This window comes from Klebsiella electrica, from assembly GCF_006711645.1.
GTDB lineage: Bacteria > Pseudomonadota > Gammaproteobacteria > Enterobacterales > Enterobacteriaceae > Klebsiella > Klebsiella electrica.
The window spans coordinates 26,186-52,614 of the sequence record NZ_CP041247.1 but is presented as its reverse complement, the minus strand read 5'-3'; the positions used below and the strand labels follow the sequence as shown (position 1 = coordinate 52,614).

Annotated in this window: 22 protein-coding genes and 2 pseudogenes; 13 read left to right on the top strand and 11 right to left on the bottom strand. The window is 52.8% G+C overall.

The window, feature by feature from the left end:
* Positions 1-116: 116 nt before the first annotated feature.
* Positions 117-1,019, top strand: a complete 903-nt coding sequence (locus Electrica_RS00240) for an EamA family transporter (protein ID WP_160704167.1) — start codon at positions 117-119, stop codon at positions 1,017-1,019.
* Between the two features lie 108 nt (positions 1,020-1,127).
* Positions 1,128-1,427, top strand: coding sequence for a YicS family protein (locus Electrica_RS00235; RefSeq protein WP_100686376.1), 300 nt, complete (start codon positions 1,128-1,130; stop codon positions 1,425-1,427).
* Between the two features lie 83 nt (positions 1,428-1,510).
* Here the strand turns inward: Electrica_RS00235 and Electrica_RS00230 are convergent, their stop codons facing one another.
* On the bottom strand, positions 1,511-2,452 hold the full coding sequence (locus Electrica_RS00230) for a LacI family DNA-binding transcriptional regulator (protein WP_131049293.1): 942 nt from the start codon (positions 2,450-2,452) through the stop codon (positions 1,511-1,513).
* Between the two features lie 294 nt (positions 2,453-2,746).
* On the opposite strand from Electrica_RS00230, the gene Electrica_RS00225 reads away from it, so the two are divergent.
* The 4 genes and pseudogenes from Electrica_RS00225 (at position 2,747) to Electrica_RS00210 (ending at position 6,359) form a co-directional block, all read left to right on the top strand.
* Complete coding sequence (locus Electrica_RS00225; protein WP_100686374.1) at positions 2,747-3,061, top strand: PTS sugar transporter subunit IIB; 315 nt, start codon at positions 2,747-2,749, stop codon at positions 3,059-3,061.
* An 11-nt stretch (positions 3,062-3,072) separates the two neighbouring features.
* Positions 3,073-4,398, top strand: a complete 1,326-nt coding sequence (locus tag Electrica_RS00220; RefSeq protein WP_131049292.1) for a PTS sugar transporter subunit IIC — start codon at positions 3,073-3,075, stop codon at positions 4,396-4,398.
* A 160-nt stretch (positions 4,399-4,558) separates the two neighbouring features.
* Positions 4,559-4,687 (top strand): annotated as a pseudogene (locus tag Electrica_RS00215) (PTS lactose/cellobiose transporter subunit IIA); the annotation flags it as partial.
* Between the two features lie 292 nt (positions 4,688-4,979).
* Complete coding sequence (locus tag Electrica_RS00210) at positions 4,980-6,359, top strand: carbohydrate porin (protein ID WP_141962975.1); 1,380 nt, start codon at positions 4,980-4,982, stop codon at positions 6,357-6,359.
* Between the two features lie 112 nt (positions 6,360-6,471).
* Here Electrica_RS00210 and nepI read toward each other — a convergent pair whose 3' ends face one another.
* Together nepI and Electrica_RS00200 are read right to left on the bottom strand one after the other, a co-directional pair.
* Positions 6,472-7,653 (bottom strand): purine ribonucleoside efflux pump NepI, encoded by a 1,182-nt coding sequence (gene nepI, locus Electrica_RS00205; RefSeq protein WP_141962972.1) that lies wholly within the window; start codon positions 7,651-7,653, stop codon positions 6,472-6,474.
* Between the two features lie 261 nt (positions 7,654-7,914).
* On the bottom strand, positions 7,915-8,367 hold the full coding sequence (locus Electrica_RS00200) for a DUF1198 family protein (protein ID WP_141962970.1): 453 nt from the start codon (positions 8,365-8,367) through the stop codon (positions 7,915-7,917).
* A 105-nt stretch (positions 8,368-8,472) separates the two neighbouring features.
* On the opposite strand from Electrica_RS00200, the pseudogene Electrica_RS00195 reads away from it, so the two are divergent.
* The 6 genes and pseudogenes from Electrica_RS00195 to Electrica_RS00170 all read left to right on the top strand — a co-directional run.
* Positions 8,473-8,601: pseudogene (locus tag Electrica_RS00195) on the top strand (LysR family transcriptional regulator); the annotation flags it as partial.
* Positions 8,602-9,099: 498 nt separating this feature from the next.
* A complete protein-coding gene (gene hdcC, locus Electrica_RS00190) occupies positions 9,100-10,446 on the top strand; it encodes a histidine-histamine antiporter (RefSeq protein WP_141962968.1) in 1,347 nt (448 codons plus the stop codon).
* A gap of 37 nt (positions 10,447-10,483) precedes the next feature.
* A complete protein-coding gene (locus tag Electrica_RS00185) occupies positions 10,484-11,620 on the top strand; it encodes a histidine decarboxylase (protein WP_141962966.1) in 1,137 nt (378 codons plus the stop codon).
* 224 nt (positions 11,621-11,844) lie between these two features.
* Positions 11,845-13,227, top strand: a complete 1,383-nt coding sequence (locus tag Electrica_RS00180; RefSeq protein ID WP_228267382.1) for an amino acid permease — start codon at positions 11,845-11,847, stop codon at positions 13,225-13,227.
* Positions 13,224-14,492, top strand: coding sequence for a histidine--tRNA ligase (gene hisS / locus Electrica_RS00175; RefSeq protein ID WP_141962964.1), 1,269 nt, complete (start codon positions 13,224-13,226; stop codon positions 14,490-14,492). Before Electrica_RS00180 ends, hisS begins: the two co-directional genes overlap by 4 nt.
* A gap of 149 nt (positions 14,493-14,641) precedes the next feature.
* Positions 14,642-16,480 (top strand): ATP phosphoribosyltransferase regulatory subunit, encoded by a 1,839-nt coding sequence (locus tag Electrica_RS00170; RefSeq protein ID WP_141962962.1) that lies wholly within the window; start codon positions 14,642-14,644, stop codon positions 16,478-16,480.
* 48 nt (positions 16,481-16,528) lie between these two features.
* Here the strand turns inward: Electrica_RS00170 and uhpT are convergent, their stop codons facing one another.
* From uhpT to rbsK, 7 genes are all read right to left on the bottom strand, one after another.
* The gene (gene uhpT / locus Electrica_RS00165; protein ID WP_141962961.1) at positions 16,529-17,920 is read right to left on the bottom strand and encodes a hexose-6-phosphate:phosphate antiporter; all 1,392 of its coding nucleotides are present in this window, start codon (positions 17,918-17,920) and stop codon (positions 16,529-16,531) included.
* A gap of 141 nt (positions 17,921-18,061) precedes the next feature.
* Entirely contained in the window at positions 18,062-19,390 is a 1,329-nt protein-coding gene (gene uhpC, locus Electrica_RS00160; protein WP_100684621.1) for an MFS transporter, read from the bottom strand.
* 9 nt (positions 19,391-19,399) lie between these two features.
* Positions 19,400-20,881, bottom strand: a complete 1,482-nt coding sequence (uhpB, locus tag Electrica_RS00155) for a signal transduction histidine-protein kinase/phosphatase UhpB (RefSeq protein WP_167686259.1) — start codon at positions 20,879-20,881, stop codon at positions 19,400-19,402.
* A 17-nt stretch (positions 20,882-20,898) separates the two neighbouring features.
* The gene (gene uhpA / locus Electrica_RS00150; protein WP_141962957.1) at positions 20,899-21,492 is read right to left on the bottom strand and encodes a transcriptional regulator UhpA; all 594 of its coding nucleotides are present in this window, start codon (positions 21,490-21,492) and stop codon (positions 20,899-20,901) included.
* 82 nt (positions 21,493-21,574) lie between these two features.
* Positions 21,575-22,588: an aldose 1-epimerase family protein gene (locus Electrica_RS00145; RefSeq protein ID WP_141962955.1), complete on the bottom strand. Its 1,014-nt coding sequence runs from the start codon at positions 22,586-22,588 to the stop codon at positions 21,575-21,577.
* Between the two features lie 11 nt (positions 22,589-22,599).
* Positions 22,600-23,916 (bottom strand): L-fucose:H+ symporter permease, encoded by a 1,317-nt coding sequence (fucP, locus tag Electrica_RS00140; protein WP_141962953.1) that lies wholly within the window; start codon positions 23,914-23,916, stop codon positions 22,600-22,602.
* Between the two features lie 27 nt (positions 23,917-23,943).
* Positions 23,944-24,864 (bottom strand): ribokinase, encoded by a 921-nt coding sequence (rbsK, locus tag Electrica_RS00135; RefSeq protein ID WP_100684616.1) that lies wholly within the window; start codon positions 24,862-24,864, stop codon positions 23,944-23,946.
* 335 nt (positions 24,865-25,199) lie between these two features.
* Here rbsK and Electrica_RS00130 point away from each other — a divergent pair, with 335 nt between their 5' ends.
* Positions 25,200-25,991 (top strand): DeoR family transcriptional regulator, encoded by a 792-nt coding sequence (locus Electrica_RS00130; protein ID WP_131050161.1) that lies wholly within the window; start codon positions 25,200-25,202, stop codon positions 25,989-25,991.
* Between the two features lie 146 nt (positions 25,992-26,137).
* Here Electrica_RS00130 and ilvN read toward each other — a convergent pair whose 3' ends face one another.
* Entirely contained in the window at positions 26,138-26,428 is a 291-nt protein-coding gene (gene ilvN, locus Electrica_RS00125; RefSeq protein WP_004869110.1) for an acetolactate synthase small subunit, read from the bottom strand.
* Position 26,429: the final 1 nt, after the last annotated feature.

The following is a 26,429-nucleotide window of genomic DNA, read 5'->3' as shown; positions in this document are numbered from 1 at the left end:
GAATCGACCCAGGGCCCGGCCATCGCCACCGCGCCGGGCCCCACCATTTCCTGCCCGCCTCTGCGCATCAGCTCATGCTATGATGCGCCTTTTGCGATATTTCATTCGAGGATAAGATGGGCTCCAGCAAAAAAGGGATGCTGAACGTACTGATAGCCGCGGTGCTATGGGGCAGCTCCGGCGTTTGCGCGCAGTACATTATGCAGCAAAGCCAGATGTCATCGCCGTTTCTGACCATGACGCGTCTGCTGTTCGCTGGCCTGATTCTTCTGATGCTCTCTTTTGTCCACGGCGACAAAATTTTCCGCGTCCTGCAAAAGCGCCAGGATGCCTTAAGCCTGCTGTTCTTCTCGTTGTTCGGCGCGCTGACCGTGCAGTACACCTTCCTGATGACCATCGAGAAATCGAACGCCGCGACCGCGACGGTACTCCAGTTCCTGTCGCCGACCATTATCGTCGCCTGGTTTGCGCTGGCCCGCAAAACACGTCCGGGGCCGCTGGTGCTGGCGGCCATCGGGACCTCGCTGGCAGGAACGTTCCTGCTGGTCACCCACGGCAACCCCACCACGTTGTCCATTTCGCCGTCGGCGCTGCTGTGGGGGGTGGCGTCGGCATTTGCCGCCGCGTTTTACACCACCTGGCCGTCAACGCTCATCGCCCGGTACGGCACCCTGCCGATCGTCGGCTGGAGCATGCTGCTGGGTGGGGCAATGCTGCTGCCGTTCTACGGCGGCCAGGGCGCCCACTTTGTCGTCAATGGCGGTCTGCTGCTGGCTTTCTTCTATCTGGTGGTGATCGGTACGTCGCTGACCTTCAGCCTCTATTTAAACGGGGCACAAAAAATTGGCGGCGCGAAAGCGGGGATTCTCAGCTGCGCCGAGCCGCTGAGCAGCGCGCTGCTGTCGCTCATGCTACTGGGCATCACCTTTACGCTCCCGGACTGGCTCGGTACGCTGCTGATTCTTTCCTCCGTGGTGCTGATAGCCGTGGATTCCCGACGCCGGGTTCAGTTAACGTAGAAAGCGATCATCGGCTTTTAAACAACTTAACTGCCTGATAATTTGCGTGTTTCGCATCCTGCGCATATACATATAGTTGACTGAAGCGACTTTTTGAGGAGAAGCGTCATGAAAGCGTGTTGGATATTGTGCGTGGTTACGACCCTCAGCGCGACGGCGGCCTGGGCCGAATCACCGCTGAAAAGCCTGCAGTTCGAGCAACAAAAGCAACTGGTGTTAAAAGCGGTGAAGGCAAAATGCGCCCCGCAGGCCACCCTGAGCGATACCGATTTTGCCAATAAAATCCTCGCCTCTCAGCAAAATCAGGAATATGTCCGGCAGGCCACGCTGGCGAAAGAGCGGAATAATCAGAAGGGTTATCAGGCAGCTATCGATAAAATCAGCTGCCCGAAAACATCATCGCTTTAGCGTCGCCGCCAACGCTTCCCGCCGAATGTCACCAGCGCAGCGGCGACGCTGAAGCCGTGCGCCCGACAGGGTTCAGCAGGCGCTCAGCGTTGCGGAATAATTAAATCGCCGCGCAACATGCTGTCGCTGAGCATCTGGGTTTTTTCCGTCAGCCAGCTGACGATGCGCGCCGCCATGGCGTCCATCGAATACTCAATGGCCGGAATGGTCGGAATACCGGGCAGCTGTAACGATCCAGCCAGACTGAACACCATGACTTTTTCCGGCACCGCCCGGTTGAACGCCAGCAGCTGCGGCACAATGTGCTGAGCCTGTTGCTCATCAGCAACCAGTAACGCATTGAAATTTAAGGTTGTCGCATTGTTGACCAGCTCTTGTACCGCCACCGACGGCGACGTACTGTCGAGGAATACCAGGTTGCGATTAAACGGCAGGAAATTTTTTTCCAGCGCATGTTTGTAGCCCAGCAAAACCTGGTCGGCAAAGCCGCTTCCTTCAGGATGAATTAACGCAATCTGCCGGCGCCCCTGGCTAATCAGGTAGTTACAGGCCGTTTCCGCCGCAAATGCGTGGTCAAACTGAATATTGTTCACCCCATCGCTTTCCAGGCAGTCAATCAGCGCCACATCCGGCCGGTCGATGTTTAATGGAAAGCGCGCGCCGATGATCAACACATCATCGCACAGGCCGCAGCTGAGCTCTTCGAGGGCGCTCATCACGCCAGCGCGGGTGTTGGCAAAACGCAGCAGCAGATGCTTCTGATGCAGACTCAGCTGTTTTTCCAGGGCATACAGATAGCTGGTCGTTTGATTAATATTGTCCTGGGCACAAATCACGCCGATACAGCCGGTGCTCTGGCTAAGCAGCGACTGGGCTATCATATTGGGCCGGTAGTTGAGTTCTTCTGCCGCCTGCAGTACCGCCTGACGGCTGGCCTCTTTGACTCCGCGCGAACCGCTCAACACCCGAGAGACGGTGGCTTTGGACACCCCTGCTAAACGTGATACATCATTGATTGTAGACATCATTATCCCCTGACAGAGCCCGTCCGATCCCTGTACATCCCCGGCCCTGAATCGCTTCAATTATAACCTTCGCCAGTATATCCGTTTCCATTTTCATTTGGAAACCGATTTTCCATTTCATGGAAAAACATCGCCAAACTGGCCGAAATCTGTGAGCAGAATCCAATTAATTAGCGCCATAAGGGGAAGATCTTGACAGTCATCACAGTTCTGTTTTTTATGAATGGAAACCGGTTTCCGCCTGATATCAAATCATCCACGCAATAACTTTTTACATTTTGAGGATGAGTGTCGATGTACAAGATCATGCTGTGCTGCTCTGCCGGGATGTCCACAAGTTTACTGGTCAGGAAGATGGTCGACGTGGCGAAAGAACGTAACCTGCCGGTGCAGATTGACGCCTACGGCGTTTCCGAATTTGACATGCAGTTTCCGCGCTACCAGGTAGTGCTGCTCGGTCCGCAGGTGAAATACATGTTGAAAACGTTGTCAGAAAAAGCCGCCTCCCTGAATATTCCGGTCCAGCCCATTAATACCATGGACTACGGGATGCAACGGGGAGATAACGTCCTGGATTATGCGCTGTCGCTGATTCATCCGGCGCAATAAGAGGTGTGCAAATGAGCTCTCCGTATCAGTCCATGATTGCCGTGATCGAGCAATCTATTACTCCGCTGGCAGGACGCCTTGGGCAGCAGAAGTATGTTATCGCCATTCGCGATGGCTTCACTGCCGCATTGCCGTTTATGATCATCGGCTCTTTCATGCTGGTATTTATCTTTCCTCCGTTTTCACCGGACACCACCAACGGGTTTGCCCGCGGCTGGCTGGATTTCTCGCAGCAGTACCGCGAACAGCTGATGCTGCCGTTCAATCTGAGCATGGGGGTGATGACCTTTTTTATCTCCGTCGGTATTGGCGCCAGTCTGGGGCGCCAGTTTCAAATCGACCCGGTGATGTCCGGCCTGCTGGCATTTATGGCCTTTTTACTGGTAGCGGCCCCTTATGCCGACGGTAAAATCTCAACGCAGTACCTGTCAGGCCAGGGGATCTTCACCGCGCTGATTACCGCCATTTACTCCACCCGCGTCTATGCGTGGCTGAAACAGAACAACATCACCATTCGCCTGCCAAAAGAGGTGCCCACCGGCGTCGCCCGTTCGTTCGAAATCCTGATCCCGGTACTGGTGGTGATTGGCACCCTGCATCCGCTGAATCTGTTTATTGAAGCCCAGACCGGTATGATTCTGCCGCAGGCGATTATGCACCTGCTGGAACCGCTGGTATCGGCTTCCGACTCCCTGCCCGCGATTCTGCTTTCCGTGCTGATGTGCCAGATTTTCTGGTTTGCCGGGATCCACGGCTCGCTGATTGTCACCGGGATTATGAACCCGTTCTGGATGGCGAACCTGTCGGCCAACCAGGCGGCTCTGGCAGCCGGCGCCGCACTGCCGCACGTTTATTTGCAAGGCTTCTGGGACCACTATCTGCTGATTGGCGGCGTTGGCTCGACCTTACCGCTGGCGTTCCTGCTGCTGCGTAGCCGCGTGGCGCACCTGCGTACCATCGGCAAAATGGGTATCGTGCCGAGCTTCTTCAATATTAATGAGCCAATCCTGTTTGGCGCGCCAATTATCATGAACCCGATGATGTTTATCCCGTTCGTTTTCGTTCCGATGATCAACGCCATCCTGGCCTATGGCGCAACCCGTCTTGGCTGGCTGACCCAGGTTGTCTCGCTGACGCCCTGGACCACGCCCGCTCCTGTCGGCGCCTCGTGGGCGGCTAACTGGACATTAAGTCCGGTCATCATGTGCCTTATTTGCATGACGATGTCAGCCGTTATCTACCTGCCGTTCCTGCGCGCCTATGAGCGCTCCTTAATGAAAACTGAAGTAGAAAAAGCAAAAAATACCGTACCGGTTGCCGAAACTGTCAGCCAGTAATCAGGGGAAATACCGCGGACGCTGTATTTTCCGCAAAATTTAAATAATACAATACTATTATCTTCGAATAATGCGAAAAAGGAACTTTCGCTATATTCTTTAATAAAAACCAATCACCTCAGGTAATATTATGATTATTCAAGAAGATGCGCTAATGGAAATTAGCGTAAATGCCGGTGAGGCGCGCCAGCCAATGACGTTAATTATGGTGCATGCTCAGGATCATTTAATGAATTCACTGCTGGCGCGTGAATTTTCAGAGGAATTAATTCATTTGTACCAGCGTTAATTTATATAAACCTTAAACAACTGTACCCGAAACAAACACACCCGCTGACTCTGGCGGAATGGCTATTATCTGAATATATCCGTCATATTTCAAGCTGCATGTGCGTTGGCTGCGCTCGCTTACCGAATCACTTACCAAAGTAAGCTCATCGGGATTCACTCCCTTGCCGCGTTACTCGGCCTAAGGCCTCGCCCCTTACGGGGCCAGCGCAAGCGCTGTTCAAAACGGTTAACCGTTTTGTCCTGCAACTCGAACTATTTAGGATAGATGAATTATTAAAAGCGAGATAATTATGAAAACTGTAACCATGCTGCCATTAGCAATGGCGGTCATCGCCGCGCTGTGCCCAATTTCCGTACTCGGCCAGGAGTTTACTCAGGAACAAATTGACGCCATTGTGGCGAAAGCCGTCGATAAGGCGCTGGCGGATCGCCAGGCGAAAATTGATGCCGCCGCCAATAAGAAAGTGGACGTCATGACCAACCCGCAAACTACCGCCGCATCGCCGGATATGGCGATTCCGTTCGGCCTGAAGTTTAGCGGCTACGCGCGCTACGGCGCCCAGTTCCAGACCGGCGATCAGAAGTTCGTTGGCGTCGATGGCTCCTATAACGGCGCCTCGGCCATCGGCCGTCTGGGCAACGAAGGCAACGGCGGCGAGTTCCAGATAACCAAAGCCTTTAAGAGCAGCCAGGGGGCTATCTGGGATCTCAACGTCATGTTCGACCACTGGAGCGACGAAGTTAACCTGAAAAAAGCCTACGTTGGCGTCACCAACGTGCTGGAATCCAATCCGAACGCCTACATCTGGGCCGGTCGTGACTTCCATCAACGTCCGCAACAGGGCATCAACGACTACTTCTGGATGAACCACGACGGCCAGGGCGCCGGGGTGAAAAACTTCGATATCGGCGGCGTGCAGTTCGACGTGGCGGCGGTGTCGCAGGTGAAATCCTGTAGCCCGGAAGTGATGGGGGATGAATCTAACCCCTCGCGCATTACCTGTACCGGCGGGTCTGATACCGGCGACAGCGGCCACTACGCGCTGACCTCGAAAATTCACAATATGAAAGCCGGCCCGATCGATGTCGAGGTCTATGCTAACTACGGTTTTGATTCCAAAGCGGTGGATAACGATGCCCGCCTTAACGCCTGGCAGGGCGGCCTGGTGTTGAGCCATACCAACGACAGCGGCGTGAACAAAGTGATTCTGCGCTACTCGGATAACTCAGATAACAGCGTCTATAACAAAACAGACGACCTGACGACGGTTTACGCCAGCTTCGAAGGGCTGCACAAGTTTACTCAGCAGGCGCAGGTCGAGTACCTGCTGGCCTTCCACGACTATGACAACAGCAAGGACAACACCGACAACCGGAAGAACTACGGCGCCATCGTGCGTCCGATGTACTTCTGGAACGACGTGCATTCGACCTGGCTGGAAGCGGGCTATCAGCGCGTTGACTACGATCGGGGCGGGGATAACCACGGCTGGAAACTGACGCTGTCGCAGAACATCGCCATCGGCATGGGGCCGGAGTTCCGTCCGATGCTGCGTTTCTACGTCACCGGTGGTCAGGTCGACAACAAACGCACGGCGAAGGTGAACGGCACCCAGGACAACCAGCTGGATTCGCTGAACGTCGGCGGCATGTTTGAGGCGTGGTTCTAAAATCAGCGCCCGGGTCACCGCCTGACCCGGGCGACTTGCTGGGGATTAACGCCCGTAGGTTCGCTCTCCTGCCCCGGTCAGCGTCATGCGGCCGGGGTTTTGAGCGCCCCGACTACACCCGGACTTTGACAGCCACCAGCAGGCCGGTCAACAGCATCAAGGCGCCGGAAATCACCAGCGGCGATAGCAGGCCAAGATGATCCAGCGCCACGCCACCTACCGCCGCGCCGCAGGTATTGGCCAGCTGAATGACCGCCACCTGGATCGAGCCGGCTTTTTCCGCCTGGTCGGAGAGCGAGCGGGTAATCCACGTTGACCACCCAACCGGAATCAATGCAAACGCAAAGCCCCAGATGACCACCACCGCCGACGCCACCACCTGACTTTCCCCCCATAGCACCAGCACCGTCGCGCTTGTCGCCAGGACCAGCGGAGCAGCCGTTAAGGCCGCCTTCACCGAGCGCTTGAGGATCACCGACGACAGCGAGGTGCCGATAAAGCTGGCAATGCCGAAGCTCAGCAAGACTAACGTCAGGCCATCAACATCAAAACCGGCCAGAGTCATATAGACCGGGCGGATATAGGTAAAAAAGGCAAACTGTCCGGCAAAGGCCATAAAAATGGCGCACATCCCGGCCATCACGCCGGGGCGTTTCAGCAGACTGAACATATTTTGCTGTTGATGCGGCGCTTCGCCGGGTAAAGAGGGCAGCACCTTCAACACCCACAGCGTACAGAACACGCCCATCACCGCCGCCGCATTAAAGACGTTACGCCAGCCGATAACGCCCCCCAGAAAGCTACCCAACGGCGCGGCAATAACCAGCGCAATCGACACCGCACCAAAGATAACCGACAGCGCTTTTGGCACCACCCGCGTCGGAACAAGGCGCATCGTCAGCGAGGTGGACATCGCCCAGAAGCCACCCAGCGCCAGTCCGAGACAGGCCCGGCCCAGCAGCAGCAGCGCAAAACTATTGGCGAAAGAGACCAGCAGACAGGATACCGTCAGCAGCACAGGGAAGAGGATCACCACATAGCGGCGATCGGTACTGCGAATCATCGAGGTGATAAACAGGCTGGCGAACATCGCCACAAACGCCGTGGTCGTGACCGACTGACCGGCCAGTCCTTCAGAGATCCCCAGATCCTGGGCCATTGGCGTAAGCAAACTCACCGGTAAAAACTCAACGGTAATCAGACAGGCTACGCAGAAGGCCACCGCGAAGACCGCCGACCAGTTTGGCCGCGCGAGCTCGCTGGCGTGTTGTTTGGCTTCATTCAGAGGGGTCATCAGTTACCTGCAAGGTTAAATAGCGTAAAAGCTGTGCAGTGTAACATTTTGTGTGTGACTAATTTAACGCTTTGCCAGTTCCAGGCTTAATTATTGTCGGCGCGGGGATGGCGAGCCGGTCAGACGATGGCGCGTCGTCGCATTGGCTGCGCCCTGAAAAACCTCGTAACCATTTGATTTAACTAGGTCAGTCATCCGTTCGGGCGAGCGGGATATCAATCTAATGACCATCGTTGATGGTCATTAGCACGTGCCGCGATATCAATGCAGCCAGTGCACGCCGTCTTCGGGTAAAAACAGCGCGTTATAGCGCTGCTGCAGGGTGACAATTTCGCTCAGCTCCGGGTCCAGCTCGCGCAGAAACCCTTGTGCCAGACGGATCTGCGCATCGGTAATCGGCGCAGCCAGGCGGGCTTTTTGCATCTGGCGATACCAGTAGTGCAGGTTCTGTTCACTGCTATCCACAATCCCCACCTGCCAGATCAGCAGGACCTGGGCGGCGTTTTGCAGATGTGCCTCATTGGGGCGCTCAAGGTAATGAAGGTACTCATTTCCGGCGGTTTTTCCCAGCTGATCGATCATTGACTCCAGCGGCACCGGGGTAATGGCTAACCGTTCGCTCAGGCGGCGAATAGCACGGCGTGAATCAGAGGTAAGCACCCGAAAACCGACAACAAATACAACCACCAGCGTGGCTAATCCTAACCAGATCATGCTTCCTCACAGTCTACCGCAGCCCCACTATCATAATGGGAATTTGCGCGCTGTCGACTCCCCGGCACACCATAATGTGACTTATCGCGGCGGCAGACCGCCATCATGATATCTGATATCAGAAACCTCGATCTGAATCTGCCGAAAGCGCTGGATGCCCTGCTCGATGAGCGTAGCGTCACCCATGCGGCGGCACGACTTTTTCTGACCCTGACGGTGGTCAGCGACATGGTAGCTGTGGTACTGAGTCGGCCAGGGAAGATGGCTGACGGAATGCGCATCGCCGCGCCACCGCGAGCCATGTCCGGTTTTACCAAAAGTATGGTTGGCATGAACGTAACCATCGCGATCCGGCCCAACAACAGCGAAGGGAATTACTGTTTAAGACTAATCCGCGAAAGTAAATAAACCTATTAAAAAGAAACAAAACAATCCACAAATAAGTACATAAATTCATATTATTTAACACAGCTTCTGCTGCAGCGGCTTTAATCCTCCCCAGGCAGTACACGTTTATTATAAAAGAAAAGCACAAATAGTTTAAATAAAAGGTGACAGAGTCAATTGTGATGCAATTGAACAAATAAACATCAAATCTTCAGTGTTCAATAATCTACTTAATACTCATTTTTGACCCTCATCACAAAAAAACACCTCCTCGTTGATAAAAATACCCCCGCATTCAGCACGAACTTTCACTTATTCTAAAATTCAAATTAACAGGAAACCATTATGGGAACAGTTAGCTCAGGCTCTGCTCATAAAATGGGAGTCATTGCCCTGACATTAGTGACCGCATCGAACATGATGGGATCAGGTGTATTTATGTTACCAACTAACCTGGCAGGCATTGGTTCTATCTCAATATGGGGATGGGTATTTACCATTATCGGGGTTATCGCCCTCGCATTAGTTTTTGCTAAAACCAGCCTGATTACACCGCGAACGGGAGGGATTGTTGCCTATGCCAGCGATGCTTTTGGACCATTTATCGGCTTTCAAACTACCATCTGTTATTGGATAAGTGCCTGGGTTGGTAATGTTGCCTTACTGGTTGCAGGCGTTGGATATCTAAGTTTCTTTTTCCCTGAATTAAAAAACCCAGCCTATGGCTGTATCGCCGCCATTATTATTTTGTGGGCCTTTGTGTTCCTTGCTAGTTTCGGTGCGAAGGTCGCCGGTCGGGCACAGTCCTTTACCGCAACCTGTGGCCTTATCGTTATTTTAGGTGTAGGATTGATTGGTTGGTTCTGGTTTAACCCAGAAATGTATTCCGAAGTTTATAACGCAACCGGCCGCAGTAATTCCTCGGCAATTATTTCTGCATCCTCTATTGCACTCTGGGGATTCTTAGGAATTGAGTCAGCGGTCGTCTCAACAGGGCAAGTTGAAAATCCGGAGCGCACTGTACCTCGTGCGACGGTGATGGGCCTGCTTATTGCCTCTGTGTGCTATGTCGGTAGCTGCACCGTCATAATGGGCCTCGTTCCGCATCATGTTCTGATCTCCTCGGCTGCACCATTCGCAGACGCCGCTCGCTACATGTTCGGCAATATGGCGGGTAATGTTGCCTCCGCCCTGAGTATCATTGCTTGCTTTGGTTCTATCTCAGGTTGGCTCATTTTGCAGTCAGAAGGACCACGTGCCGGTGCTCAACAAGGACTGTTTCCGAAATTTTTCTCTGACACCAATAAGCAGGATGTACCGATGAAAAGCCTTATTTTCACCGGCATTCTGATGAGCATTGTATTATTGCTTACTGCCTCACCAAACCTCGCTAAGCAGTTTGAAGTCATTATCTTAATGTCAGTATTCGCTTCTTTGCTCCCATATATGTATGCATTGATTTCCTTACCTATTATTCTTGTATCAAAGAAAATAAATCGCGGCAGCACTTTTATGTTTTACTGCACGCTGGTGGTCATTGGCATTATCTACTGTATTTTCGCCTTACTGGGATCAGGTAGCGACTCCATGTTCTGGGGAATACTCATGATGATGGTGACCATTCCTTTATTTTCTTTCGTGGCTGCAGGAAAAAGTAAAAAAGGCCAAACCATTCTCTATTTAGACAAGTAAACCCAGATATATAAATAAGAACACCAAGGAGTTTAAAATGACATTATCTATTAGCGATCAAAATAAACTTGATTCTTTCTGGTCATATTGTGTAAAAAACCAATATTTTAATATCGGATACCCTGAATCTGCAGATTTTGATTACACCATCCTTGAACGCTTCATGCGCTTCTCAATCAACAACTGTGGCGACTGGGGAGAATACTGCAACTATTTATTAAACTCATTTGATTTCGAAAAAGAGGTTATGGAGTACTTCGCTCAACTGTTCGAAATTCCGTTTGAAGAAAGCTGGGGGTATGTCACCAATGGGGGTACCGAAGGCAATATGTTTGGCTGCTATCTCGGCCGGGAGATTTTCCCCAACGGTACTTTGTACTACTCAAAAGATACTCATTACTCGGTGGCGAAAATCGTCAAACTGTTGCGTATAAAATCGACGCTTGTTGAATCGCAGTTCAATGGTGAGATGGATTACGCCGATTTAATAAAAAAAATCAAACACGACAATGAAAAACACCCCATTATTTTCGCAAATATCGGGACTACCGTTCGCGGAGCGATTGACAATATCGCAACAATTCAACAATCAATTAAAGAGTTGGGGATTGAACGCAAAGACTATTATCTCCATGCGGATGCCGCACTTAGCGGCATGATCTTACCTTTTGTTGATAATCCACAGCCGTTTAATTTCGCAGATGGCATTGATTCCATTGGTGTTTCCGGACACAAAATGATTGGTTCACCGATTCCTTGCGGCATTGTTGTTGCCAAAAAGAAAAATGTCGATCGGATCTCTGTAGAGATTGATTATATTTCTGCTCACGATAAAACCATTTCTGGCTCACGTAACGGCCACACTCCACTGATGCTGTGGGAAGCAATCCGTAGCCACTCATGGGATGAATGGCAGCGCCGCATCGAACGTAGCCTGAATATGGCGCAATATGCCGTTGACCGTTTCCAGTCCGCTGGGATTGATGCCTGGCGCAACAAAAACTCCATCACCGTCGTCTTCCCTTGCCCATCAGAGGCCGTCTGGAAGAAACACTGTCTGGCCACATCCGGCGATATTGCCCATCTCATCGCCACCGCGCATCACCTTGATTCCAGCAAAATTGATGCACTGATTGATGACGTGATAACCGACCTGAAAAAACAGGCCGCATAGTAAAAGGGCAGTGATAATCACTCACTGCCCTCCAGGACAGACGTCACCGATGCCGAGACCAATCTTTATCGGTGCGTCCTTCAGGCTCTGTTTCTACGGAGCCTTAATTCAGATTACCGCTTTGTCGATATGTTGTAACGACAAAATTGTGCCTGAGACATTAGCCGGAGAGTCATCAGGCTCCGCTGCGACTGTTTTTCATCATCCACCTAATGGGGACTGGCATGGATAAATGCTGCGCGAGAACCAATCAGATGGGCCTGCTTGCCCTGACCGTGATGACAGCATCAAATATGATGGGAAGCGGTGTCTTTATGCTACCCGCCACGCTCGCACGTATCGGTGCGATTTCCGTGTGGGGATGGGGGGTTGCCTTTTTAGCCATTACTGCACTGGCGCTCATTTTTTGCAAAATGAGCGTGTTATTTCCCCGAAATGGGGGAATTATTGCCAGCATAACGGCGAGTTTTGGCCCTTTCGTTGGCCTGCAAATGACCCTGTTTTACTGGCTTTCAACCTGGACTGGCAATTGTGCCTTGCTACTTGCCGGCGTGGGCTATCTCTCCTATTTCTTCCCCGCACTGCATAACCCCCTCTACGGCACCAGCGCTTGTATTATCTTGTTGTGGCTCTCTGTCCTGTGGGGATTAAGAGGTGCAAAGCTGGTGGGGTACGCTCAGCTGTTTACCGGTGGGTGCATGGTGGTGGCCATCCTGAGCATTGGTATGCTGGGCTGGTGGCATTTTGATGCCGGGCGTTATCAGATAAGCTGGAATGTCAGTAACCATAGCGACCTGCAGGCCATTATTAACGCCGCCATGATATCGTTATGGGGATTCCTTGGTATTGAATCGGCATCAGTCTCTTTTGGGCAGGTAAAAAATCCCCGTCGTACAGTCCCTCTGGCGACCTTACTGGGCTTAGCCATTGCAGGTTTATGCTATGCCACATCCACCAATGTCATGATGGGCATACTGCCACATGATGTTCTGGTGAATTCATCATCCCCCTTTGCCGACAGCGCTGCCGCGATGTGGGGGAAAGTCGCTGGCTCTCTGATTTCCGCTATGGTGGTTATCGCCTGTCTTGGCGCGATGCCTGGCTGGCAAATTCTCCAGACAGAAGTCCCCAGAGCCGCCGCAGAGGATGGACTTTTACCGGATTTTTTTGCACGAATAAATCGCCATGGTGTTCCGTGGGCAGGGCTCGTTTTCACTGCATCTTTGATGACCCTGCTCCTGCTGTTAACGCTGTCACCCGATTTACAAAGCCAGTTCAAAACCATTATTACCCTGGCCATCACTGCCAGCCTTCTACCCTACGCTTTTGCCGCCATCTCACTCCCGGTAATGATGGTCATCAATCGCCAGAAGAAACATACAAACTTCTATTGCTACTGCTGCCTCAGCTTCGTTGCGCTTTGTTTTATCACGTTAGCCCTTATAACAGAAAGCCCGGCGACGGTAGTATGGGGAATCGTTTTACAGCTGGCCACTCTCCCTCTTTATCTTTTCTACATTGCCAGGCGTCATCGTCAAAAAAATGACGTCTCGGAAACGCGCCCAACAAAACCATCTTTTTCTCATTTAAATAAGGAGTTGTCATGAGCAAGATCCAGGCTATACGAGGTATGAGAGACGTTCTTCCGGATGAAACCCCCATGTGGCAGTGGCTGGAAAGAAAGCTCCACCATATGGCATTTCGTTACGGATATCAGGAGATGCGGTTGCCACTGCTCGAACCCGTGACGCTGTTCGAACGGGCTGTGGGCGAAGCGACCGATATCGTCTCAAAAGAAATGTATGATTTCAAAGATAAAAGTGGTGAACATATCACTCTCAGGCCTGAAGGAACCAGCGGCTGTATGCGTGCAGTGCTGGAAAATAATATGTGCTATAACAAGTCACAGCGTTTGTGGTATCAAGGACCAATGTTTCGTTATGAGCGCCCGCAAAAAGGCCGCTTACGTCAGTTTACACAATTTGGCATAGAAGCATTCGGTATGTCCGGCGCCGACGTGGATGCCGAGCTCATTTTTATGGTCCGGGATCTCTTTGAAGATTTAAATATTACGCAGAACGTCCGCCTTGAAATAAACTCACTCGGCACCTCCGCAGAACGGCAGACGCATCGCGAAGAGCTGGTCAAATGGTTCACTCAGCATACCACTCTGCTCGACGAAGATAGCGTAAAACGCCTTGCCATTAACCCATTACGTATTCTCGACAGTAAAAATCCTGACCTTCAGAACGTTATCGAACAAGCTCCACGTCTGCTTGATTTTTTAGGTGCGGAGTCTCGTCAGCATTTTGATACCCTGCGGACGATTTTAGATAACGCCGGCATTACCTATAAAATTAACCCACGTCTGGTACGCGGCTTAGATTATTACTCTCGAACCGTCTTTGAATGGGTTACAGATGATTTAGGATCTCAGGGTACCGTTTGTGGTGGTGGACGCTACGATGGCCTCGCAGAACTGTTTAGCGGCAAGAAACTTCCCGCATGTGGTTTTGCCATCGGTATAGAACGCTTACTCTTACTGCTACAGACCGTTTATGACGGCCAGAACCCGCAATGGCAATCAGCACCTGACATCGCGATTACCTGTGAGCTAAATGATGGTGGTGTTCGCGCCCAGATGCTGGCTTGTCTGCTTCGCAGGGATCTACCTGGTTTAAACATCTTGACTGATTGCAGCGGTGCAAAATTAAAGCGGCAACATCAAAATGCGCTTAAAAGCGGTTGCCAATACATCCTTACGATTAATAATGATGAGAAACTTCGCCTTTGGAATTTGCGAAATAACAAGCAAGAATCCATGAGTATAGAGCAAGTCAAATTACAAATTTCAGAAATTAGTCACAAATAAAAAACTGAGCTATCAAACTACTCTTGTCGTTTTTTGGTAGCTCCTGTAAGATATTCAAACATGGGGATGGGAATGATTCACACCATGACAATTATAATAAAACCGTCATCCCTCATTATATTACCACCATCTAATTAAGTAATTTAACCATGCCACGAAAAAGCAGATTATTCATTGATGGTATCCCTCATCTTGTAAAACTGTCAGGGCATAACGATGAGGTTATATTTAAGGATGATGCAGACATTAGCAATCTTTATCATTGCATTGATAATGCATTAGCTATTTACAACATAAAATTGCATGCATATTCATTGTCTTTGCAAAAAATAATATTGCTGCTTTCAGCTCCAGATAAAGAAAGTCTGGGACGTTTTATGCAGCACCTTGGAAAAGGTTACACCCATGACTTCAATCACCGACATCAGCGGCATGGTACGCTGTGGGATAGTCGTTACGATTGCAGTCCTGTCGAACCCAATGCGTATTTTTTACTCGTTAAAAAATATATTGAATACCACTGCACTGATGAATTGACTCATCATAGTTCCGCCGATACACCAGAGGCTAGAATTACTCCTCATGACGAGTATTTACGCCTGGGTGAGAATTCATTACAACGGCGAAATATTTATCAACAGTTTTGTCTTGGCAACATGAGCCCGGCAATAATAACGCGTATTGAGTCTGCATTAACCCAAAATTGTCTGCTGGCTACAACCGCATACTCTAAATCGCTTGAGGAAAAACTCCAACGAAATTTACGCCCACGAAAAATAGGCCGCCCGAGAAAACATGACTACAATCCTGCAGCAACCTGGGAATGGCTAGAAAAAAAAGCAGAATATCTATTACGTCAGTATTGTTATCACGAAATACGAACGCCATTGCTAGAAAAACTTGAGGAAGATTTAACTCAGTCTTTTTGTTCTGACTCAGGTGAGCTATTATTAAATCATCAGGCATTACTTCGCGGTGATGGCACCATGGGGTGTTTACGGCTACTTTCACAGTATCAAAATTTGCAAACTGAAACGCGGGTCTGGTATCAGGGGACTATGTTTCGCCGTCAGCAACAGCAAAATATTAGCCAGTTTCATCAACTGGGTGTTGAGACCTTTGGTTATTCCGACATTGGTATTGAAATCGAACTTATCTCCCTACAATTCGATTTTTTTAAATCCCTTCAATTATTACCATTCATCGAACTCAAAGTGAATACTACTGGAAACAAGGAAGAGTTTATCCATTTTCGACACGCCCTCCAGCAATACTATCGTCCTTTCGTCGCGCTGTTGAATGCCCAACAACTTAACTGGCTCAATACCCATCCGGAACGTTTATTAACCGACAAAGACAGTTTAATGCAACGTCTTGCAGAACAAGCGCCTCAATTAGAGTCATGGATATCACCACCCTCGCGTCAGCGGTTCACTCAGCTCTGTGACATCCTGGCGGCCTTGCATATCCCGTTTACCCACGATCGCAAACTTTTTCCCGTGAATAACTACAATGATCTTATTTTTGAGTGGCACTCTGATGCTCCGCATCGCCATCAATTATTATGCCGGGGAGGACGGTATGATCATACTGCCAGCCAACTGATCGGCCACCCCGTTTCCGCCTGTGGGTTTGCTTTTATGCTGGAACCCATCATGCATCTGCTAAGCAGTACAAAAAAAGTTAACCTCCCCGGCAAGCATATTGATCTGGTGATTATTCCCTGTCAGGAAAGAGCCCGCAGCGTCGCATTAACCCTGGGCCGGCGCCTACGCCGTAGTTTTCCGCATTTAAGCATTCTGAATGATTGTTCTTCTTTGCGTCTCGCAACCAGACAAAAAAATGCCCAGCGTCAGGGGGCTCGCTTTATTTTACTTATTGATGGCAATGAGACCGAGGTGACATTCTACGACGAAGAGAGCCATTATTGGGTACAAATTTCACTCAACGATGTCGTCGCCCATTTGAGTCATTCCCTGATGATGTAATAAAAAAACCCGGCATCACTGCCGGGCAACGTTACCCATACTGATTACTCAGGCATTCTGCAAAATGGATTTCTTCTTCTCGCGGCGAATTTTACGTTCTTCAAACACCGCGACGATAGCCATCAGGCAGATACAGCCGATAGCCGCCGCATCCAGCGCCGCAAAGGTACCGGCCCAGCCGGTCAGGCCAAAGACCGGCGTGCCGTCGGCAATCATCCCCAGTCCCAGTTTGGCAAAGCTGTCGCCGATCAGGTAAGCGAAGGTGCCTTTGATGCCGTCCGCCGCGCCAATGGCCTTTTTCGGGACGAAGCCCACCGCCGCAACGCCGATCAGCAGCTGCGGGCCAAACACCAGGAAGCCTAAAGCAAACAGCGACATCAGGTAGACATACTGATTGCTGGCATGCTGGTAAACCCCGAGGGTCGCGATAATTAACGCCAGCGCGATACAGGCCACCAGCGCACGACGGCCGTTCGCCAGATCCGACAGCCAGCCCCACAGCAACGTTCCGACCAGCGCGCCCACTTCAAACAGAGTAAAGCCCTGAATCGCCACCTCTTTGGAGAGCTTCAGCTCCTGGAAGGCATAGACCGTCGACCACTGATCGATACCGATGCGCACCACATAAAGGAAAATGTTGGAGAAGCACAGCAGCCAGATGACTTTATTTTTCAGCACATACTCGACGAAAATCTGCCATTTGGTCATAGCGTTCTCTTCGGTTTCTTTGTCTTCTTCGCTGATCTCTTCGCCGAACAGCTCTTCCGCGTTGCCGAGGCCGTAGGATTCCGGCGAGTCGCTACCAAAACGCAGACCGATAAAGCCGACAATCAGCGCAATAATCGACGGGAAGATGAACATGCCGATGACGTGGCCGTCGAACAAATAGTTCGCGCCGAACAGCGCCACGCCCGCCGCGCCCGCGCCGCCGAGGTTGTGAGAGATATTCCAGAAACCGAGGAAGGTGCCGCGCTTACGACGTGGCGTCCATTTGGTAATGGTTGAATAGCTACACGAACCGCCGGTGCTCTGGAAGAAACCGCTCAGCGCATAGAAGGCGATCATCAGGAACAGACTGGTTGAGCCGGCCCCCATACTGGCGCTGAAGCCGAGCATACAGATGGCGGAAAGAATCAGCATAAACGGCAGGAACTGCTTGGTATTTTTCCCGTCCGCGTAGTAGGACACCAGCGTTTTACCCACGCCGTAGGTGATCGAGAAGCCAAGGCCAATCATCCCCAGTTGGGTCATGCTCAACCCGTAGGTGGAGATCATGTCGTTCTGGGCGATGTTAAAGTTTTTGCGGATCAGATACATCGTCAGGTAGCCGATGAAGACCACCAGATAGGACTGCATGAACGGTTTGAACCACATTTTACGCCGCACGTCGAGCGGCAGATCCAGGGTCGGCTTGCGCACCTGGTTTAGAAAAGCCAGCATAGGACACTCCGGGCTAATTTTTATACCTGCGAATGGCAGGCATTGTAAAAAGCCGCGGCGCGGCTGGCCTGAGACAGCGTCCAGGCGGAACCGGGAAAATTTCTTAGTTTTGTCCCAATCAGAGTAAAAAGGAGAGACAGGTCACGCTTCGTGAGCGGTTCTCGGCGCCTGAGCGTTTAAAAACGGCAGCAGCAGCAGCGCGGAAATCCCGGCGGCAATAGCGATGACCACGAAAAAACCGCTCCAGTGCCAGATTTCCATGACCTGCGCCAGCGGCCAGCCGGAAAGCGACGCCCCGAGATAGGCAAACAGCCCGACAAATCCGGTTGCCGCCCCCGCCGCTTCTTTGTGGGAACACTCCGCCGCCGCCATACCAATCAGCATCTGGGGGCCAAACACAAAGAAACCGGTGGTAAAGAAGCAGGCGGTCTGCATCACATAGCTGGCGAAAGGCATCAGCCATAAACTGCCGACCGAGAGCAAAATACCGGCGGCGAAAATCAGGTTCATCGGCCCTCGGTTGCCGTTGAACAGCTTATCCGACCCCCAGCCTGCCACCAGCGCGCCAATAAAACCGCCCAGCTCGAACATCGTCACCGCCGAATTGGCGGTCACCAGGTCGACGCCCAGCGTCTCCGACATATACAGGTTGCCCCAGTCGTTAATCGCCGCCCGCACCACGTAGACCAGCACGTAGCACAGCGACAGCAGCCAGATATAGGGGTTCAGCAGCACGTATTTGGTGAGGATCTCTTTGCGCGTCAGCCCCGCCCCTTCCTGCTGCTGGGCAATCTCCAGCTCGTCATGCCGCCAGTCGCCCACCGCGGGCAGCCCAACAACCTGCGGCCGGTCGCGCAGCCGCCAGCAGAGGAACAGCCCGGCGAGAATCGCCAGCGTCCCGGCAATCATCATCCCGGTTCGCCAGCCGTAGTGCAGCGCCGCCGCGCCGACCACCATCGGAATCAGCGCCCCGCCGACGTTATGCGCGGTATTCCACAGCGCCCACCAGCCGCCGCGCTCGGTACGCGAATACCAGGCCGTCAGCAGACGGGCGCACACCGGCGATCCCCAGCCCTGGAAAAAGGCGTTCAGCGCCCACAGCAGCGCAAACGCCCATAGCGAAGTGGAAAAGCCGAACAGAATATTCACTATCCCGGTAGCAATGAGTCCAAGGCCCATAAAATAGCGGGCGTTGGAGCGGTCGCTGACGATGCCGGAGAAAAACTTCGACAGCCCGTAGGTGATGTAAAACAGCGTCGCCAGCAGGCCAATATCGCTGCGGGTCAGGACGTTGCTGGCGAGAATTTCCGGCACCGCGGCGTTAAAGCTTTTGCGCGTGAAATAAAACAGGGCATAGCCCAGCCAGATGGTCAGCAGAATATGGCGCCGCCAGTAGCGGTAGCGCTCATCCAGCGCCTGCTTATCGGCGATCGGATCGGCATCGGGTGGGGATTTCAGAAAGCTCAGCATCATCACTCCTCAAACATAACGGCGCGGCAGGCTGACGCAGACCCGGGTGCCGTGCGTACAGGAGATAGTGAGCGTGCCGCCCAGCGCCGTCACCCGTTCGCGCATACCGGTCAGGCCAAAGCCCTGCTGCCCGGTCCCCGGCGGCAGCCCGCAGCCATCATCCTCAAGTACCAGCATCAGCCGCTCATCCTGCTGCCAGCCTTGCAGCGTCACCGCGCTGGCGTTGGCATGCTTAACGATGTTATTCAGCCCCTCCTGGCAGACGCGAAACAGCGTCACGCGCTGGTTTTCGCTTAAGGCGGCCTCATCGATGCGCCAGTCGAGATGGCTGATCATCCCGCTATCTTCCAGCTCCATTTCGCGCATCAGCGAACGTACCGCCTGTTCAAGGGGCAGGTCGTCGAGCTGACGCGGACGCAGGCGGCCCAGCAGGCGACGAACCGAGTCGTAAACTCCGAGCGAAAGCTGTTCAATAAGCTGGCCGCTCTGTTTCACGCCGCCGTTTTCCGGCGCCAGACGCTGCACAATCCCGGCCTGAGTGCGAATCGCGGTAATGGTCTGGCCGATGTCATCATGCAGTTCGCGCGCCACGTCCCGGCGCACGCTCTCTTCGGTTTCCAGTAGCCGCTCCGCCAGCCGCTGGTTGCGCGCCAGTTCATTTTGCAGCGACTGGTTCAGTTCGCGCAGACGCTGAATCCCGGCGCCCAACAGCAGCCCGGTCAGGCTCTGCGCCAGCAGCGAGAGCAGCAAATCCACCGGATGATCGTGCCAGGTCTGGCTGGCGATTAACGCGATAGCGTTCATCAGCGCGGCGATCAGCGCCCCCTGCCAGCCGTAATGCCAGGCGAGTGCGATGATCGGCAGCGCCAGGCAGAAAGGGGTAAAACGCGACAGTTCGGCGGGCAGTCCCAGCTGGAGCCAGAGGCTGACGCTAAACAGCAGCAGATACCAGATCAGATGCCGCCCTCGCCAGTTGATCGGCTGTGAAACCAGCGATGGCCCCAGCGGTCGCCAGACGGTACTGGTGAGATAGTGCCAGATAACCAGACAGGTCGGAGCCAGCGTCAGGCCGCCGGTTAACGTCAGCAACAGCGCGTTCAGTCCGTCGCTCCCTTCGCTCATCCACGGCAGCGATTGCAGCAGCGCGGCGGCAATCAGCGCGGCACCCTGCCGCAGCAATGTGAGCCAGTCGCGCTGGTGACGATAGCGCGAAATGAGCGCCACCGGCAGCAGCGCCAGCACGCTACCGATCATCAATATTATCGGATGCGCCAGCGCCACTTCCTGCGCCAGCCAGAAGATCAGCAGCCATTCAGCGCCCAGCAACACCGGCCAGTAGCCGCGCGGGCACTGAAGCATCAGACCCAGCCGCAGACCAAAGGGGAACAGCAGAACGGCAAGATCCGCCCGTTCGACCAGATGCAGGCTGATGCTCCACAGGCAGAACCACGCGGCGGAGAAAATGCAGAAGCAGCCGGCCACCGAAAGCAGCCGGGAGAGTAACGGTCTCATTGCCAGCTATCGAACATACGCCGCGCCAGCTCAACATCGTTGCTGACGCCCAGCTTTTCCAGCAAATTCGCGCGATGCACATGCACGGTTTTTGGCGACAATGCCAGCTCAGCGGCGATCTCTTTCACCGCCATCCCCTGCGCCAGCTTTTCCGCGACCTGCCGCTCGCGGCGGGTGAGCGGGTCCTGGCGGCCTGCCGCCAGCTTCATGGCGATATCCGGCGTCAGGTAACAGCCGCCAGCCGCCACCGTTCTGACCGCGGCGATCAGCTCATCCGGGCTACAGCGTTTGGAGAGAAAACCGCGGGCGCCAGCATTCAGCGCCTGTTCCACCAGCGCCGGGCTATCGTGGACGGAGAGCATGACGGTCGCCATGCCTTTCGGCAGTTGGCTGAGCAGCTCAAGCCCTGACATATCCGGCATCGAGATATCACAAATACAGACCTGTACACCGCGCCCAGGCAGTCCGCTCAACGCTTCACGGGCGGAACCGAATTCAGCGACCACCTGGAAATCGGCTTCCAGCCCCAGCAGCTGCGCAAATCCGGAGCGGACGATAAGATGATCGTCAATAAGGGCAATGGTGGTCATGGCGTATCCTGGCGGGTTAAAAAACGCGCTTACCTTAACGATAAGCACGTTGTTGTTCAAGCCTTGCGCAGGATTATCCGCCTCAGGCGATACCGGTGGTCACCGTGAAGCTCCGGGTTTGCTGCGGCGCCAGCGAAATCAGACTGCCATTACGCTGAGCCGCGAGGAATCCCTCAGGCCGACAGGTGGCGGGCAGCGCGAAGGCGGCAACCTGCTGATCGCCGTTATAGAGGATCCAGCGGGTAACATAATTGAACTCAGTGCTGGAGAACCGCGTAACAAACGTGGTGCCATCCGGCGCTATCATGCGAAATTCCGGGCTATCGGTGTAGCGATCCAGCTTATCGGCAAAAAAGACGATTTCCGGATCGTAATACTGAGGCTCACACAACGTGGTCAGCGAGGCTTCGCCTTGCAGGAGACGCTGATTGAACGCCAGCCACGATTCCGTCGGCTGTACATGGGCCGGTACCGACTCGCGCAGCGAGAGCGCTTCATCCGGGATATTCTGGCTGAAGGTCGCCTGCGCCACATAGGCATAGTTCATATGGCACATGTACTGCAGCGGCATGGCGACAGAGGCGAGATTGGTCACCGTCATCTGGATATCAAACAGCGCGCTGGCTCGCCGTAAGGCCACCGTCGGCCGCGCCTCATAGTGATGACCAAAGCCCATCACGTATTCGTAGCGCCCCGCCACGCGCAGGCAGTCGGCCTCCAGTTCAAGCCAGGCTTCATCCATGGCCGCGCAGGCCATTTCACCATGCAGCGGGTGGGTATCCTGCGGCGACGGACAGCCGTTCGCCAACAGTCCTGAGTGGAAAGCGAAGCAGCCGTAGGTAGCCACCACCTCCGCCGCCGGCTTCGGTTCGCTGAACATATTGCGCATGGTCAGATCGTGGCCGTCAAACTCGGCATCCCAGATCATTTGCCCCAGCCAGGGCAGAATCACCAGATAGCCGCGCGCGTTTTCTACCCGCAGCCCCTCTACGCCGCTGGCGTAGCGGAAAGCCGTTACCGTGAAGTCATCATTCGCCAGCAGCGTGCGCGGTTGCTCGCCAAAGAGCTGGCGCCATAAAGGTAAGCGTGTCGTCATCAGCATTCTCCTCAGGATACCGTCGCTTCAGTCAGCGCACGGCGGACTTTGCATTCACGCCAGAAATAGATGCCGACGTAGATGAAGCACAGCATCGGCACCAGGAAAGAGACCTGCAGCGAGTGGAACATATCGGCCACAAAGCCCTGAATCGCAGGGACGACGGCAGCGCCAATAATCGCCATCACAATCACCGCACCGGCCATCTCGGTGTGTTCGTTATCCACCGTATCAAGCGTACCGGCATAGATAGTTGCCCAGCATGGTCCGAACAGCACGCTCACCAGCACCGCCACGTAGACCGCGCTAAAGCTCGGCGCCAGCGCCACATACGCAAGGAACAGCGCGCCGATAACCGAGTAGAGAATCAGCACTTTTTCCGGCGTGAAGCGGGTCATTAAGATATTGGCGATAAACTTACCGATAAAGAAGCAGGCAAAGCTGTAGACCATAAACGTTGAGGCATCGCGCTCGTTGATATCACCCAGCTCCAGCGCAAGGCGAATGGTGAACGACCAGACGGTGACCTGCATACCGACATACAAGAACTGAGCGACAATTCCGCGACGAAAACGTGCGTTGCTGGCCAGGTAGCGCAGCGTGTCGGCCGCCGACGGGCGTTTATGGTTCGCCGTCTGCGCAACTTTACAGGTCGGGAAGCGCGTCAGCAGGAACAGCACCATGACCACCACCAGCACCATGATCATGTACTTATAAGGCTCAAGGGTGTTTTCCAGCATCAGAACTTTAAAATTATGAATCTGCTCGGCATTCATGCCGGCCATCTGTTTTTCCAGACTTTCGCCATCGGAAAAGACCAGATATTTACCCAGCAAAATACCGGCTGCCGCGCCAATCGGATAAAAAGTCTGGCTGATGTTCAGGCGCAGCGTGGCATGGCTTTTCGGGCCAATCATCGAGCTGTAGGTGTTCGCTGCCGTCTCGAGAAAGCTCAGGCCGATGGCAATCGCGAAAATCGCGGCCAGGAACATGGTGTAGGTTGCCATGTGCGATGCCGGGAAAAAGAGCGTGCAGCCGACGATATACAGCGTCAGCCCCGTGAGAATAGCGACTTTATAGCTGGTGTTTTTAATCACTAACGACGCCGGAATCGCAATTAAAAAATAACCGCCATAAAATGCACTCTGGACCAGTGCGGAGGCAAAGTTACTTAATGCAAATACGCTTTTAAACTGCGTAATTAAAATATCATTTAAGGCCGCAGCACATCCCCATAACGGGAATAAGCATGATAACAAAATAAACTGGAACAGAGGGGTTTTGTTCAGATAGCCGTCAGGCATCTGAATGATGTTTTTATCGTTCATAGTGCTACCTTTTACAGTGCAGGGTGATTATTCGTTTAACGACAGATATTCATTAAACTGCTCAATACTGGGATAAGATGATTGCGTGCCTTTCCCGGTGACGCTAAAGGCGGCAAAGAGCACGGCTTTTTTCATGGCGGATTCAACATCTCCGCTCTGGACGTAATAATGAGCAAAACAACCGATAAAGGCATCGCCTGCGCCGCTGGTATCTACCGCGCTGACTTTAAAGGCCGGGACATGCACTTCCTGAGTGCGCGTCATCCACAGCGCGCCTTTCTCACCCATGGTCACAATAATATTGTTGAGGCCCTTTTCCACGAGGCTGCGGGCGGCGATACGAATATTATCGTAAGTATCTACAGGCAGGCCGGTTAATATCTCCAGCTCGGTCTCATTGGGGACAAAGAAATCACATTTGCAGGCATAAGACATATCTAATTCACGCAGAGCTGGCGCCGGATTTAATAACACTTCAATACCGTGCTTTTTACCAAATTCGATCGCGTGGTAAACCGTCTCCAGTTGCACCTCAAGCTGCAAAATAATCAGCTGGCATTTTTTTAAATCCTCGGCGGCACGATCGATATCTTCAGGAGAGAGGAATTTGTTGGCACCCTTAATAATAAGAATGCTGTTGCTGGAGTTAGCATTCACGAAGATCGGCGCTACGCCGCTGCTGGTGCAGGGGACTTTCTCAACATAGGTGGTATTGATGCCCCAGGACTCAAGATTGCGAATTGTGTTATCCGCAAAGATATCATCTCCCACCTTGGTCAACATCAGCACTTTCGAATTGAGCTTAGCGGCCGCCACGGCCTGGTTGGCCCCTTTCCCGCCGCAGCCAATTTTGAATGCCGGTGCCTCAAGGGTTTCCCCCTCTTTCGGCATCTGGTTGGTGTAGGTGATGAGGTCCACCATGTTGGAGCCAATAACCGCGATATCCATTTTACTACCTCTCAGAAACAATCACATAACAATGATATTATCGTAACATTATCATGTTACTTTAGTACCATTTGTGACCATGATCGCGATTGCAGTATCATTTAATGTTTATTTATCAACCAGAGAAATGTGAAGAATCGTGAGATGAAGAAAAACAAACATTGAAAATAACAACACAACAAACTGAAAATAAAGAATTTATTTTAACAAAAACGAGATCAATCAGGCTTTTAATTCTGCAGTGGCCGCAGTATAGTAATGTGAATGCATAATGTTTCAGCAGGGACAAAATGTTACAAAAAGAACATTTGCCACATGAATTACGGAGAGTGTGAATGGAGACCAAGCAAAAAGAACGTATACGTCGCCTGATGGAACTGCTGAAGAAAACCGACCGCATCCATCTTAAAGACGCCGCGCGTATGCTGGAGGTCTCTGTGATGACCATTCGCCGGGATCTCAGCCAGGAAAACGACGAACCGCTGCCGCTTACGCTGCTGGGCGGCTATGTGGTGATGGTCAACAAACCCTCATCGCCTTCCGTCACGCCAGCACTGGCGACAAAAGCAGCCCATCATCGCGACGATCTGCCGATTGCCATCCTCGCCGCCGGCCTGGTCAGCGAAAACGACCTGGTCTTTTTTGATAACGGCAGCGAAATGCCGCTGGTCATTAATATGATCCCCGATGACATTATCTTTACCGGTATTTGCTATTCACATCGGGTGTTTATGGCCTTAAATGAAAAGCCCAACGCCACCGCCATCTTATGCGGAGGCACCTATCGGGCGAAGAGCGATGCCTTCTACGATACCAGTAACCCTTCAGCGCTGGATTCGCTCAATCCGCGTAAAGTGTTTATCTCCGCCAGCGGCGTTCACGAACATTTTGGCGTCAGCTGGTTTAATCCCGACGACCTCGCCACCAAACGTCAAGCGATGGATCGCGGCCTGCGGAAAATCCTGCTCGCCCGCTACGCGCTGTTCGACGATGTTGCGCCTGCCAGTATTGCGCCGCTGCCAGCCTTTGATGTGCTGATAAGCGATCGCCCGTTACCGGCAGACTATGCCGCGCACTGCCGGAACGGGTCGGTAAAAGTCATCACCCCGGACTCTGAAAGCGAATAACTTAGCGCCATCCCGCCAGACGTAGATTGTTGCAGCCCGTCTGGACATGGGCAGCGCAAAAACCGCCACGTACACGCAGTACGTGAGGATTTGGAGCACTGCCCAGAGCCAGGATGGCAAATCAAATCGCCTGACGGGACAGGCTCTTACTCAAAGAAGACGGCAATTTTATTAAACATGGAAGGATCGGACTGGTTACGCGCCACCTTCTCCACGTCTTCCAGTTTTTCAATCTGGCTGATCATCTGCCCCAGCCGCTGGTCATCGTTCACCAGGAGCCAGATGCGGCTGTGGTTGCTGTTCTGAATCGGCAAGCAAAGAATGCCTTCGACGTTAAACGCGCGGCGGGCAAACAGGCCACAGACGTGGGTCATCACCCCCGGATGGTTGCGGACGGTGAGTTCCAGAATAACGTTGTCATGAGTCTGCTGTTGCATG

Coding starts and splice junctions, on each gene's coding strand:
- Electrica_RS00240 (WP_160704167.1), top strand. CDS start 117: ATGGGCTCCAGCAAAAAAGGGATGCTGAACGTACTGATAGCCGCGGTG.
- Electrica_RS00235 (WP_100686376.1), top strand. CDS start 1,128: ATGAAAGCGTGTTGGATATTGTGCGTGGTTACGACCCTCAGCGCGACG.
- Electrica_RS00230 (WP_131049293.1), bottom strand. CDS start 2,452: ATGTCTACAATCAATGATGTATCACGTTTAGCAGGGGTGTCCAAAGCC.
- Electrica_RS00225 (WP_100686374.1), top strand. CDS start 2,747: ATGTACAAGATCATGCTGTGCTGCTCTGCCGGGATGTCCACAAGTTTA.
- Electrica_RS00220 (WP_131049292.1), top strand. CDS start 3,073: ATGAGCTCTCCGTATCAGTCCATGATTGCCGTGATCGAGCAATCTATT.
- Electrica_RS00210 (WP_141962975.1), top strand. CDS start 4,980: ATGAAAACTGTAACCATGCTGCCATTAGCAATGGCGGTCATCGCCGCG.
- nepI (WP_141962972.1), bottom strand. CDS start 7,653: ATGACCCCTCTGAATGAAGCCAAACAACACGCCAGCGAGCTCGCGCGG.
- Electrica_RS00200 (WP_141962970.1), bottom strand. CDS start 8,367: ATGATCTGGTTAGGATTAGCCACGCTGGTGGTTGTATTTGTTGTCGGT.
- hdcC (WP_141962968.1), top strand. CDS start 9,100: ATGGGAACAGTTAGCTCAGGCTCTGCTCATAAAATGGGAGTCATTGCC.
- Electrica_RS00185 (WP_141962966.1), top strand. CDS start 10,484: ATGACATTATCTATTAGCGATCAAAATAAACTTGATTCTTTCTGGTCA.
- Electrica_RS00180 (WP_228267382.1), top strand. CDS start 11,845: ATGGATAAATGCTGCGCGAGAACCAATCAGATGGGCCTGCTTGCCCTG.
- hisS (WP_141962964.1), top strand. CDS start 13,224: ATGAGCAAGATCCAGGCTATACGAGGTATGAGAGACGTTCTTCCGGAT.
- Electrica_RS00170 (WP_141962962.1), top strand. CDS start 14,642: ATGCCACGAAAAAGCAGATTATTCATTGATGGTATCCCTCATCTTGTA.
- uhpT (WP_141962961.1), bottom strand. CDS start 17,920: ATGCTGGCTTTTCTAAACCAGGTGCGCAAGCCGACCCTGGATCTGCCG.
- uhpC (WP_100684621.1), bottom strand. CDS start 19,390: ATGCTGAGCTTTCTGAAATCCCCACCCGATGCCGATCCGATCGCCGAT.
- uhpA (WP_141962957.1), bottom strand. CDS start 21,492: ATGACCACCATTGCCCTTATTGACGATCATCTTATCGTCCGCTCCGGA.
- Electrica_RS00145 (WP_141962955.1), bottom strand. CDS start 22,588: ATGACGACACGCTTACCTTTATGGCGCCAGCTCTTTGGCGAGCAACCG.
- fucP (WP_141962953.1), bottom strand. CDS start 23,916: ATGAACGATAAAAACATCATTCAGATGCCTGACGGCTATCTGAACAAA.
- rbsK (WP_100684616.1), bottom strand. CDS start 24,864: ATGGATATCGCGGTTATTGGCTCCAACATGGTGGACCTCATCACCTAC.
- Electrica_RS00130 (WP_131050161.1), top strand. CDS start 25,200: ATGGAGACCAAGCAAAAAGAACGTATACGTCGCCTGATGGAACTGCTG.
- ilvN (WP_004869110.1), bottom strand. CDS start 26,428: ATGCAACAGCAGACTCATGACAACGTTATTCTGGAACTCACCGTCCGC.